Raw genomic sequence first — 12,908 nt, forward strand, 5'->3', positions numbered from 1 at the left:
TGGTTAGGAGGATAAATCTAAAATTCGCGTCTATTAATTTTAGATAAGCAATTGTATGACCATTAATAACTAGCTATTATTATAGACATAACAATAAAAAGAAGTGAGTGAAACTAGAAGAAATAAAAGAAAGAACAAAAGGAAATCACATAAAACGAAAAGTGATATTTCAAGAAAAGATAAAATTATTGGAATACTCGCCATTATAATTATTCTTTTATTAGGAACTATTGCTGGTTACTATTATTCGCTTTCCAACGCCAGGTAATATTTGTTTTAGTCATAAAGAAAATGAACATTATCCTCAACATAAAAAAAATGGTTTGTCCTAGACGTATTTCGACAGTATCGATTATTTTATAGAAATTAAATATGCTAATTGTTTAGGATTAAAGCTTTTAAATTGCAGTCTATTGGAATTTCGGAAGTTAGAAGTAGAAAATATTAGAGGATGTACGTGAGTTAAGTAAAAGTAAATAGAATAATAAAATATGATGCGTTTTAACCAAAATCCTTTATAATATGATAGGATTTAAATAGACCTTAACATAAAATTAGATAAATAAGATAATGAAACACACTTATAAAATAACAGGAATGACTTGCATGGGTTGTAAAACCAATGTTGAAAGTGCTTTAGGAAGTTTAAAAGAAATTACCCAAGTAACTGCAAATTTAAAAAAGGAAGAAGTTGTTGTTGAAATGACATCCCATATTTCAATAGAAAAATTGCAAGACACCTTATTAAAAGCGGGGTTGCATTATACTATTGAAATGCCCGGACAAGAAAGCAATAAGCAAGAAAACCACAAGCATTCGCATGAAAGTGTAAAGGAAAGCAGTAGCGAGTTTTATTGCCCTATGCATTGCGAAGGAGAGAAAACTTATAAAGAGGCCGGCGATTGCCCAATATGTGGAATGCATTTAGTAGAACAAAAGGCTGAATATACATGCCCAATGCACCCAGAAGTTGTAAGTGATGAGCCAGGGAAATGTCCTAAATGTAAAATGACCTTGGTGCCTAGAGAGTCTTTAGGACTAAAACATGGAAAAACAGAAAGCAAGAAGCATGCAGATGAGCACCAACACAGCCATGGGCCTATAAAAGAAGGCAATGGCGTGTTTTATTGCCCAATGCATTGTGAAGGGGAAAAAACCTATGATAAAGCAGGTAGTTGCCCAAAATGCGGAATGGATTTAATTGAGCAACCAAAATTAGTTAGCGATACCAAATATACATGCCCTATGCATCCCGAAATTATAAAGGATGTACCGGGAAGTTGTCCAATTTGTGGTATGGATTTAATTCCAATGGAGCCCGATGAAAGCGAAGAATTAAAAACATTCAATATGTTGGCAAAAAAAATGAAGATTGCCACTGTTTTCGCTGTGCCTGTTTTATTGATTTCATTAGCCATGTATTTGCCAAAAAACCCATTATTAAGCATTATGCCGCAATATAATTGGGATTGGGTTCAGTTTGCACTAACACTACCAGTAGTTTTTTATGCCTGTTGGATGTTTTTTGAACGCGCATGGAAATCTATTATAACTTGGAATTTAAATATGTTTACCTTGGTTGGCATAGGAACCGGAGCTGCATTTATATTTAGCATTGTCGGTCTTTTATTTCCTGATGTATTTCCTGCCGAGTTTAAAGGCAATAGTGGAGATGTAAGTCTTTATTTTGAAGCCACAGCAGTCATATTAACCTTAGTTTTATTAGGGCAATTATTAGAAGCCAGAGCACATAGCCAAACCAGTGGCGCCATAAAAGAATTGTTAAAACTGGCACCTTCGGAAGCCACTTTAGTAGTGGATGGCGAAGACAAAGTAGTGTCCATTCATGACATTAAAGCCGGGGACTTGTTGCGGGTAAAGCCAGGTGATAAAATCCCCGTGGATGGCGTAATTTTTGAAGGAAAAAGCAGTATTGATGAATCCATGATTACCGGGGAACCAATTCCTGTTGATAAAACAGTGGATGATAAAGTAAGTTCAGGCACCATAAACGGCACACAATCTTTTGTTATGAAAGCGGAACGTGTAGGTTCTGAAACCTTATTATCACAAATTATCCAAATGGTAAATGATGCGAGCCGATCCAGAGCTCCCATTCAAAAATTAGCGGATACCATCTCTAAATATTTTGTCCCCATTGTGGTTTTGGTTTCTATCATAACATTTATTATATGGGCCAATTTTGGCCCAGAACCTGCCATGGTTTATGCCTTTGTTAATGCAGTTGCAGTGCTGATCATTGCTTGCCCATGTGCGTTAGGATTGGCAACACCCATGTCGGTTATGGTAGGTGTTGGCAAAGGTGCCCAAAATGGTGTATTAATAAAAAATGCTGAAGCACTTGAAACCATGAATAAGGTAAATGTTTTAATAACTGATAAAACAGGGACCTTAACCGAAGGAAAGCCCTCGGTTGAAAAGGTATATGCGACGGATGATAAAAATAGCGAATTGTTACAGCAAATAGCTTCTCTAAATCAATATAGTGAACATCCATTGGCGCAAGCCGTTGTAAATTATGCGAAGCAAAATAAAACAAAGCTTATAAAAGTTGATGATTTTGAGGCTGTTGCAGGTAAAGGGGTGATAGGAACCGTTGCTAAAAATAAAGTTGCTTTAGGAAATAAAAAATTGATGGAACAAATAAATGCTTCTGTTTCTAAAGAATTAGAAGCCAAGATTGTTTCACAACAAAAATTAGGTAAAACGGTATCATATATTGCAGTTAATAATGCTGCGGTAGGTTATGTTAGTATTTCGGATGCTATAAAAGAAACAAGTAAAGCAGCTGTTAAATCATTAATGGATAAAGGTGTGGAAGTTATTATGTTAACTGGGGACAATGAAAACACAGCTAAGGCCGTAGCAGACGAGATACATTTAACCAGTTTTAAAGCAAGTTGCTTACCTGAAGATAAATTAGAAGTCATTAAAAAATTGCAAGCTGAAGGTAAAATAGTTGCCATGGCTGGCGACGGTATTAATGATGCGCCCGCGCTTGCCCAATCTAATGTCGGTATTGCTATGGGAACAGGAACAGACGTGGCTATTGAAAGTGCTTCAATGACCTTAGTTAAAGGCGATTTACAAGGAATTGTTAAAGCAAAAAATTTAAGTCATTCCGTGATGAGAAATATCAAGCAAAATTTATTTTTCTCATTTGCTTATAATGTTTTAGGCGTGCCAATTGCTGCAGGTGTCTTATTCCCTGTATTCGGATTGTTATTGTCACCAATTATTGCGGCTTTAGCTATGAGTTTTAGCTCAGTATCTGTAATCACAAACTCTTTGAGGTTGAGAAATGTGAGATTATAAAAGAGATTTAATATGATAAATGTCATTTTTAATTATACATAAAACATTTAGCTTGCAGGGTAATAATTTTGATAATTCAATTATAATAATCATTAAAAATTAAATATTTAGGGCTCAAATATGAAAAAATTTTTTTCTAACATAGCTGTCTTTTTCTTAATAGCATTGGTGCTGTTTTCATCTGTTTCCTTTACGGTAGAAAAACACTTATGCGGTGGCCATGTTTTTTCTGAATCCTTTTTTGGAAATGCGGAGAAATGTGGAATGGATGAAGGCAAATGTGAGCTAGCAAGTAATATCCCTTCTTATTCAAAAAAAACATGTTGCGAAGAAGAAATTCAACTCAAAAATGGATCAATATTTGAAAAAGAACCAATCTTAAAACTCAATAATCAACAACAAAATTTCATAGTCTTTAATTTAATTGATGCAGTTTTATTTTACCGTAAAGAAAACAGGGCAATCCATTTCAAGAATTACTTTCCACCACCAAATACACATGACTTCAATATTTTATACCAAGTTTTCCGAATTTAATATTCTACTGCTTTTTTAAATCAAACATTCTAGAAACTATTTTGTTTGAACTTCCTTTTACATTATAAATTATAACCGACCAAACTTTAAATACGTTATAATTAATTTTAAAATACATTAAAATGAAAAATATAAAATATTTTTTCGTTACACTATTGTTAATAGCTGTAGCAAGTTGCTCAGATGACACAGCCGAACCAAAAGGCAAGCTTTCAGTTAAACTGAGTGATGCACCCATGCATTATGATCAATTCATGTCGGCAAGTGTAACCATTGATAAAATTGAAATCGGCAATAATGCTGATACTAATTCTATGATAAACATCATGAATACACCGATGACATATAATTTATTAGAACTGATAAATGGTATAACTGAAACCATGGCAAATACTGAAATTCCCGTAGGAAATTATGATTTGATGCGTTTATATGTGTCATCTACAGAAATGGTCACTAAAAATGGTGATACGTACACATATAATATGAATCAAGATGGCTATTCTGGTAACGGCATGATGCAAGGTGGGATGATGTTAAATTCAAACAACAAAAGTATTGATATCACTTTAAATAATGCCTTAACTATTACAGAAGGTGGTATGAGCGAGTTTTTGTTAGATATGGATGTTAATCAATCATTTATGCTTGAGGGTGTGAACTTCACTGGATCTGGATCTAATATGATGATGAGTATGAGCGGTTTTACCTTTATGCCAACCATGCGTATTGTGGATATGTCAACGTCTGGAACCATTCACGGCAATGTGCAGGATACTGTTGGAAATTTACCAAATGCTACTATTTCATTGATGTATAATGGAGCACTTTATACCACAACCCATTCTGATGATAATGGAAATTATACGTTTATTGGAATTCCGCAAGGAATGTATACTATTGAAGCTGAATTAGACGGTTATATTATGAACCCTGTTGGAAATGAACAAAATATGGGCGAATTCAATATGATGTCAAATAATACTTTAAATATGAATTTTATTATGATGATTTCTAATTAGATCTTCTGGAAGAAAACAAAAATAATAAATAAAAGAGGTTGTAACTCAAAAAATCAAGATGACTTCTATGTTAAGATATGATAAACATCATATTTTACACTCTATTTGGTATAGAAATTTGTACCAAAATTAAAAATCAAAAAATAACTTTAAAATGAAAACGCATAAAATAAGTACTAGAATTTTAAGTTTGATAATTCTATTAACAGTAACATTTAATTTAACTCAAGCCCAAGAGTTTAAATTATTAAAAGAAGAATCATCATTAAAAATTATGGGAACTTCTAGCATACACGATTGGCATGAAGTTGCTGAAGACCAAAGCGGCAAAATAAATTTCAACAACCTTGAAACTGGTCAAATAGAAAAAATCAATATTAATATTGTGGCTGAAAGTTTAAAAAGTGGCAAACGTGGTATGGATAAAAACACTTATAAAGCTTTAAAAACGGATAAGTATAAAACTATTTCATTCCAATTAACTGAAGTTAAAAAAACCATTAGCAAAGATAATGGAGTGTTTGATGTAAATGCCATTGGAGATTTAACCATTGCTGGTGTTAAAAAAACTATCTCTTTAGATTTTACACTTAGTGTTACCGATTCCAAAATTAAACTGACTGGTGAGAAAAAAATTAAAATGACCGAGTTTAATATAGAACCACCAACAGCCTTATTTGGAACAATAACCACCGGCGACGAAATTACCGTTGAATTTTCAACAATATTCAAATAAATCAAAAAAGTAAATAAATAAATTAAATATCAAAACAATTAAACAACAGAAATTATGAACACAAATTTTAAAAAATCAATACTATTGGTGGCCATATTAACAGGATTCGGTTTTTATGCCCAAAACAGAGATTTAAACAATTACAGGTTGCCGGACCAACGTGGCTTAAATGTATTTGAAAGCCCAAAAGACAGTGTGACCAATTTTGATGGGGTGCAAGTAAGAATTGGTGGTGCCTCCACTCTACAATTCCAAGCGCTTGATAACGAGAACTCAGGAGCTATTCCTTTAGGAAAAATAGGAAGCAACTTTAACTTGGCAACGGCTAACTTAGATTTAGATGTTGTATTGGCAGAAGGCGTAAGAATGCACTTAAGAACGTATTTATCATCTAGACACCACAATAATACTTATGTAAAAGGCGGATATTTCCAAATTGATAAATTGGATTTTATTAGTAAAGGATTCTTGGAAGACTTCATGAGCCATGCCACTATTAAAATAGGCCACATGGAAAACAACTATGGCGATGCCCATTTTAGAAGAAGTGATAATGCCCAAGCCATTTACAACCCATTTGTTGGTAACTTAATTATGGATTCATTTACTACAGAGGTTGGTGCTGAGTTGTTGTACAGAACTGATAGTGGATTTTTAGGTATGATTGGTTTTAGCAACGGTAAATTAAACCAAAACGTAAAAGAATCAAATGGAACTACAGGAGGCGCAGCTTTCTTGGCAAAAATTGGATACGACAAACAAATAACTGACGATTTCAGATTCAGGTTAACAGGTTCGTTGTACAACACAGGCTATGCACCAAGTGTATATTTGTACACCGCAGATAGAGCAGGTTCTAGATATTACAGCGTTATGGAAGATGCCACTGCTACAAGCGATAACTTTAGATCTGGTCGTTTTGATCCTGGTTTTAAAAATAAAATCACAGCCGTAATGATAAACCCATTTATTAAATATGGTGGTTTAGAAGCTTTTGGTACAGTTGAATTAACTTCAGGTAGAAGTTTGGCAGAAAGCAGCAGAAGACAAACACAACAATATGCCGGTGAGATTCTTTACAGATTTGGAAATTCTGAAAACTTGTATTTTGGCGGCCGTTACAATACCGTAAATGCTGAACTAGCTAGTGGAGACGATGTAAACATCAATAGATTTCAATTAGGAGCTGGTTGGTTTATGACCAAAAACATCTTGATGAAAGCCGAATATGTAGTTCAAAAATATAAAGATTATCCAGCAGGAAACCTTTTAGAAGATGGTAAATTTAACGGACTCATAGCTGAAGCAGTTATAAGTTTCTAAAAAAATAAGTACAATGGTAAGTCTAAAAGTATAATTATGAGTTAGAAATTTAATTAAAAGACTCGTATACTTTTAGACTTACTTTTTTTAATTATTAAAACCTGAAAACCATTAGTTAATAAATAAGGACATGAAAAAGATTCTATTTTTTATCTCTATTTTAGCAACATTGGCTTTTACAAATGCGTTTGTTGGAAGTACGTCTGTTTTAATAGCACCCACCAGCAAAATTCTTATTAAAGGAAAAACAAATATCAGTACATTTAAGTGTCAATACAATGTCTCAAAATTGAATAAACCTATTCCTGTTTTTTTTAGGAAATATAAAGATGAGATTATTTTTGATAAAACAACCTTAGTATTAGATAATGCTAATTTTGATTGTGGAGGAACAGGAATAAACAATGATTTTCAAAAACTTTTAAAATCGGAAACTTACCCACACATATTCATTAAATTAAAGGAAATAAGTGAAGACCCAAATAATGAAAATCGAATCCAAGCACTATTGGATATAGAGATTGCAGGTATTACAAGATCTTATAGCATACCTATCGAATTTGAAGGTGAAGACACATTACTTATTAAAGGTATATTGAGTTTAAATCTTCGTGATTTTAATTTAGAGCCACCAAAAAAAGCCTTTGGGCTCATAGTCGTAAAAGATACTATTGATATTAATTTTCAACTGAGAGTTGAAGAATATTAAATTTACTTTTAAAATCTTAAAAGAGCCGAAGTAATTACTTCAGCTCTTTTTGTATTTTCTAATTTTAGTTACCAAGAACTATAAATTCAGTTTTATTGGATAGAGCCGAGAAAGTGTTCTTCAAAGAGTTTTTCGTCAAAATAATGATTGGAGTCAAAATTACCGTTTCATTTGTTTGGACAAATATTGGTAAAAAGCAATTATTATACATAAAACAATTATATTACATGGGTATGATATAGATAGTGCAAGGATGGCTACGAAATAGATAGGTATATGGGATAGTTCTATTTTTTATCTTTTTCTATTGCTCCATGTTTTGATTTGTGATTTAATCAAAATTTCATAAGTTTTTGTTCATAGGGATTTTATTTATTTGCACAACCATTGCATTGAATAATTTATATCTTTGCCACAATGAAATTTTCAGCATTCATATTAGCATTATACATCTTCTCGCTTAATTTAGCTCCTTGCGAAGATAATGGTATGCTCAACAACGAAGTTAAAACTGAGATTTCTCAGAGTCCAAACAACGACCATCAACATCAAGGATTGGATTTATGTTCGCCCTTTTGTATATGCCATTGCTGCCAAGTTCATGTAACACATTTTGAGGTTATTGAATTTGCAGTAGCATCAACTGATATTTCTACAATAGTGTTTTACCACTTTAAAGGTCTGGAAAAGGACTTTAGTGCCTCCATCTTACAACCACCACAGGTATAATGAATACCTGCAAATGCAGGTATTTTATAAATTCAAGTCGCCAATAACAGCTATTGGTTACTATTCTTTATTTATAAATTCATTATAACTATTATTCCATGATTAATAAAATCATTTCATTTTCCATTAATAATAAATTTATTATTGGCTTATTTATAGTGGCACTTGTTGGTACGGGCATTTGGTCTATGACCACTATAAACCTGGGTTCTGTACCCGATATAACAAACAACCAAGTACAAGTAATAACCGTAGCGCCAAACCTTGGCACAGAAGATATTGAACAATTTGTAACCTATCCTGTTGAGTTGGCTATGGCAAACCTCCCTGATGTTATAGAACTGCGTTCTGTGTCCCGTTTTGGTCTGTCCGTAGTAACCATAGTTTTTAAGGATGAGGCAGGAACCTATCTCCCAAGACAGTTGGTACAGGAAAAGCTAGCAGATGTTAGCTCAGAAATACCCGAAGGTTTCGGAAAGCCCTTTATGGCACCAATAACGACAGGTTTGGGTGAAATATTTCAATATACGCTAAAAGTTAAAGAGGGCTATGAAGACAAATATGATGCGATGGAACTTCGTACCATACAAGATTGGATTGTAAAACGCCAAATGGCATTGGTTCCTGGCGTGGTAGAGGTAAATGCATTTGGAGGTTTTGTTAAGCAATATGAGGTTGCTATCAACCCAGATAAATTAAAAAGTTTCGGTATCACCATGAACCAAGTCTTTGAAGCTCTAAAAGTGAACAACGCCAATACGGGAGGTGCTTATATCGAAAAAAACCATCAGGCTAATTTTATTAGAGGTGAAGGATTGGCACGTAGTTTAAAAGACTTGGAAAACACCGTGGTGACCACGCAAAATGGAAGCCCAATTTTAATTCGTGATGTGGCTGAAAAAGTAGGTTTCGGAAATCAGGTACGTTATGGTGCATTCACCCAAGATGGCCACGAATCAGTAGGTGGACAAATACTTATGCTTAAGGGACAAAGCCCAAGCAATGTTATAAACAATGTACAAAAGCGTATTGATGAAATTCAAAAATCGCTGCCAGAAGGGGTTTATATAGAACCTTTTTTGAGTAGAAGTGAGCTGATTGCAAGAACAACGAGTACCGTGGAAAAAAACCTTATAGAGGGCTCATTGATTGTGATTTTTGTTTTGGTGCTGCTATTGGGAAGTTTCCGAGGTGGTTTGATAACAGCTTCGGTAATTCCTTTATCGCTTTTGTTTGCATTTATTTTGATGAAACAGTTTGGTGTATGGGCTAATTTAATGTCTCTTGGAGCTATAGACTTTGGGATTATAGTAGATGGTGCCGTAATTATAGTGGAAGGCATGGTACTCCAAATCCATCAACGTTTGAAAAAATCCAAGACCCTCATTGGACAAGCAGAAATGGATGAAATTGCCTATGATTCAGGGAGTACCATGATGAATTCGGCCTTTTTTGGGCAGTTGATCATCTTAATTGTATTTACACCTATTCTGTTTTTAACTGGAGTTGAAGGGAAAATGTTCCGTCCTATGGCATTTACTTTTGGTTTTGCAGTTTTGGGAGCCATAATTCTATGTCTTACTTATGTGCCGATGGCGGCTGCTCTGTTTTTAAAACCTGCTCAAAACCCAAATAATTGGTTCGCAAAGTTTGAAAACAATATTGATAAGTTTAGCGATAAGATAATGTCTGCATTGAACCGGGCCTATAAGCCATTGTTAACGTTTGCACTTCGGTTTAAGGCTGGAATCCTGATTGGTGCTATTGGATTGTTAGTTGTTGCCGGTTTTGTTTTTAGTAATATGGGTGGAGAATTCATCCCGAAATTGGACGAAGGTGATATTGCCATGCAGGCATTGATAAAACCTGGAAGTAGCCTTACTGAATCTATTGAGGCTTCAAAAAAAATTCAAAACATTGTAAAGCAGTTTCCAGAAGTAAAAACGATGGTCTCAAGAATTGGTGTGGCAGAAATCCCAACCGATCCAATGCCCATGGATATTGCCGATAGCTATATTATTCTGGAAAAAGATAAGAGCAAATGGACTACCGCGGAAACTAAAGAGGAACTAATTGAAAAGATAAAAGAAAAAATATCCGTTATTCCAGGAGTAAACTTTGTGTTTACACAACCCGTAGAACTTCGTTTTAATGAGTTGTTAACGGGAGTACGTGAAGATGTTGCGATAAAACTGTACGGTGAGGATTTAGGTGTTTTGGCCAAAAAAATAGAAGAGATTGCTGCTGTAGTAAGAACGGTACAAGGTGCTGGCGATGTACGTATAGAGGCCACCAGTGGTTTACCACAAATGACAGTGGTCTACAACCGGGCAAAAATGGCACAGTATGGCGTAACCATTGATAAGTTAAATGATTATGTAAGTGCTGCCTTTGCTGGTGAACAGGCCGGTGTGATTTTTGAAGGTGAAAAAAGGTTTGATGTGGTCATTCGATTGGCGGAAGGATACCGTAAGGACATTAACAATCTTAAGGACCTCTATATCGATTTGCCTAATGGCAACCAAGTCCCTTTAAAGGAATTGGCAGATATCAGTTATAAACCGGGCCCAATGCAAATTTCAAGGGACAATACCTACCGCCGTATTTCAGTAGGCGTAAATGTACGTGGCCGTGATGTAAAATCCATGGTCGAGGAAATCCAGCAAAAACTTGAAAGGGAAGTGAAACTGCCCCCAGGCTATTATGTAACCTATGGTGGTTCTTTTGAAAATCTTCAACGAGCATCAGCCCGTTTAATGATTGTAGTACCTATAGCCCTTGCGCTCATATTTATATTGCTCTATTTTGCATTAAACTCGTTTTCACAATCGGTTATGATATATATGGCGGTGCCTTTGGCCGCTATTGGAGGTGTCTTTGCACTATTGATACGGGGTATGCCTTTTAGTATTTCGGCAGGTGTTGGTTTTATTGTGCTCTTTGGGGTTGCGGTTTTAAACGGATTGGTACTGATAAACAAATTCAATGAACTAAAAGAAAGTGGAATGACAAATTTAAAAGCCAGAATATACGAAGCCACCTACGAGCGTTTACGCCCAATTTTGCTGACGGCTACCGCGGCCATTATGGGCTTTATCCCAATGGCGGTTTCTACCTCTGGAGGTTCGGAAGTACAACGGCCATTGGCAACGGTGGTTATTGGAGGCTTGATTACTGCAACGTTTTTGACCCTTGTTGTGATTCCGGTATTATATTATTGGCTGGAATCCCGAAAAGAAAAGAATGAAAATGGTGGAGACGTAAGTTACATCAAGAAAAGTACAACGGTTATTATTGTTTTATTGAGTTTGGGAGGATTTTTGACATCAAATTCCGCTACCGCACAGGACAACCAAATGGCCCAGACCATTACCTTGGAAGAAGCTATTGCAATGGCAAAAGAGAATTACCCTTCTCTTAAGGAAAGTCAAGCGTTTATTGATAGAGAAAAGGCGATGAAAGGAACAAGCTTTGACCTTGGAAGTACCCAAGTATTTACTGGTAAAGAGGAATATGGCAATAATCTTCCAGGAATACAGACCACTATCGGTGTACAACAGGGAAATATAGATTTGCTTTCCGGTTTTTCAAAAGTTAAGTTTTATAAAGAGCGTGTTTCTTTGGGAGAAAAATTCTATGTGTTGAACGAAAAACAACTGATTCGCAATGTGATGCAAGCGTATGACCAAATAAACTATAGCAAAGCCCAATTGCGTTTTGCTAAAGAATTGGATAGTGTTTACACCAATTTTAAGTCTGCGGCCGAATTGCGATATGAAACAGGAGAGACAGGAAAGTTGGAATTTATTGCAGCGTCTTCTGAATATCAACAAATACAAGTGTTAAGGCAACAGGCCTATGATGATATTGAAATTGCCAAGCGTGCCTTAAAGCAGTATTTGGGTATTGAGGATACCTTTGAAACTGAAGAAGGACAATATAAAATATTGACTTTTATGGGTACTAGAGATTCAATTTCGGTAGAGAATAATCCAATATTGCAATTTGCCTTGCAAAACACTAAAGTAAGCCAAGCGAATGTTGGAGTTGAAAAATCACAGTTTTTGCCCAAGTTCAGTTTCAGCTTCGGAAAACAGGTAGTTGATGATGTATCTGGTTTTAATACCTTACAAGCGGGAATTACTATTCCATTATGGTTTTTTCCACAGAAATCCAGGGTAAAGGCGGCTAAAGCAGATGCTATGATAGTCGAGAATCAATATTTGGAACAAAAAGCCGTAACCGAAAGTAGGGTTTCCCAACTATTAAAATCATTGGAAAAGACAAAAAAAACCCTTGATTATTATGAGGAAGGTGCCTTGCTACTGGCGGAAGAACAAATAGCTACGGCAGAACTGGCATCTAAAGAAGGTGAAATAGATTATGTGAATTATATTACCATACTCAATAGTGCCATCAAAATCAAGCAAAACCATTTGCAATATGTTAATCAGTTCAACCAACAAACCATTGAGTTACAATATCAATTGGGTAATCTATAACCTTAAAAAAAGAG

The 12,908-nt window shown here is 35.0% G+C and carries 8 protein-coding genes; all 8 read left to right on the forward strand.

All coding sequences use genetic code 11. The annotated features are described in order from the left end of the window. The first annotated feature begins 570 nt into the window (after positions 1–570). The 8 genes from G5V56_RS04000 (at position 571) to G5V56_RS04035 (ending at position 12,894) form a co-directional block, all read left to right on the forward strand. Positions 571–3,336, forward strand: coding sequence for a heavy metal translocating P-type ATPase (locus G5V56_RS04000; protein ID WP_166961766.1), 2,766 nt, complete (start codon positions 571–573; stop codon positions 3,334–3,336). Between the two features lie 120 nt (positions 3,337–3,456). Beyond that, a complete protein-coding gene (locus G5V56_RS04005) occupies positions 3,457–3,873 on the forward strand; it encodes an HYC_CC_PP family protein (protein WP_166961769.1) in 417 nt (138 codons plus the stop codon). Positions 3,874–3,995: 122 nt separating this feature from the next. Continuing rightward, on the forward strand, positions 3,996–4,895 hold the full coding sequence (locus tag G5V56_RS04010) for a DUF4382 domain-containing protein (protein WP_166961772.1): 900 nt from the start codon (positions 3,996–3,998) through the stop codon (positions 4,893–4,895). Between the two features lie 154 nt (positions 4,896–5,049). Continuing rightward, on the forward strand, positions 5,050–5,631 hold the full coding sequence (locus G5V56_RS04015) for a YceI family protein (RefSeq protein ID WP_166961775.1): 582 nt from the start codon (positions 5,050–5,052) through the stop codon (positions 5,629–5,631). Between the two features lie 54 nt (positions 5,632–5,685). Next, the gene (locus G5V56_RS04020) at positions 5,686–6,954 is read left to right on the forward strand and encodes a hypothetical protein (protein ID WP_166961778.1); all 1,269 of its coding nucleotides are present in this window, start codon (positions 5,686–5,688) and stop codon (positions 6,952–6,954) included. 130 nt (positions 6,955–7,084) lie between these two features. Continuing rightward, the gene (locus G5V56_RS04025; RefSeq protein WP_166961781.1) at positions 7,085–7,663 is read left to right on the forward strand and encodes a YceI family protein; all 579 of its coding nucleotides are present in this window, start codon (positions 7,085–7,087) and stop codon (positions 7,661–7,663) included. A 417-nt stretch (positions 7,664–8,080) separates the two neighbouring features. Continuing rightward, positions 8,081–8,392, forward strand: a complete 312-nt coding sequence (locus G5V56_RS04030; RefSeq protein WP_166961784.1) for a DUF6660 family protein — start codon at positions 8,081–8,083, stop codon at positions 8,390–8,392. A gap of 98 nt (positions 8,393–8,490) precedes the next feature. Continuing rightward, a complete protein-coding gene (locus G5V56_RS04035) occupies positions 8,491–12,894 on the forward strand; it encodes a CusA/CzcA family heavy metal efflux RND transporter (protein WP_166961788.1) in 4,404 nt (1,467 codons plus the stop codon). Positions 12,895–12,908 lie beyond the last annotated feature (14 nt).

This window comes from Yeosuana marina (assembly GCF_011762485.1).
Lineage (GTDB): Bacteria > Bacteroidota > Bacteroidia > Flavobacteriales > Flavobacteriaceae > Yeosuana > Yeosuana marina.

What these genes read in the sequence shown, in the direction of transcription:
- G5V56_RS04035 (WP_166961788.1), top strand. Translation starts at nt 8,491, where the DNA reads ATGATTAATAAAATCATTTCATTTTCCATTAATAATAAATTTATTATT.
- G5V56_RS04025 (WP_166961781.1), top strand. Translation starts at nt 7,085, where the DNA reads ATGAAAAAGATTCTATTTTTTATCTCTATTTTAGCAACATTGGCTTTT.
- G5V56_RS04020 (WP_166961778.1), top strand. Translation starts at nt 5,686, where the DNA reads ATGAACACAAATTTTAAAAAATCAATACTATTGGTGGCCATATTAACA.
- G5V56_RS04010 (WP_166961772.1), top strand. Translation starts at nt 3,996, where the DNA reads ATGAAAAATATAAAATATTTTTTCGTTACACTATTGTTAATAGCTGTA.
- G5V56_RS04030 (WP_166961784.1), top strand. Translation starts at nt 8,081, where the DNA reads ATGAAATTTTCAGCATTCATATTAGCATTATACATCTTCTCGCTTAAT.
- G5V56_RS04005 (WP_166961769.1), top strand. Translation starts at nt 3,457, where the DNA reads ATGAAAAAATTTTTTTCTAACATAGCTGTCTTTTTCTTAATAGCATTG.
- G5V56_RS04015 (WP_166961775.1), top strand. Translation starts at nt 5,050, where the DNA reads ATGAAAACGCATAAAATAAGTACTAGAATTTTAAGTTTGATAATTCTA.
- G5V56_RS04000 (WP_166961766.1), top strand. Translation starts at nt 571, where the DNA reads ATGAAACACACTTATAAAATAACAGGAATGACTTGCATGGGTTGTAAA.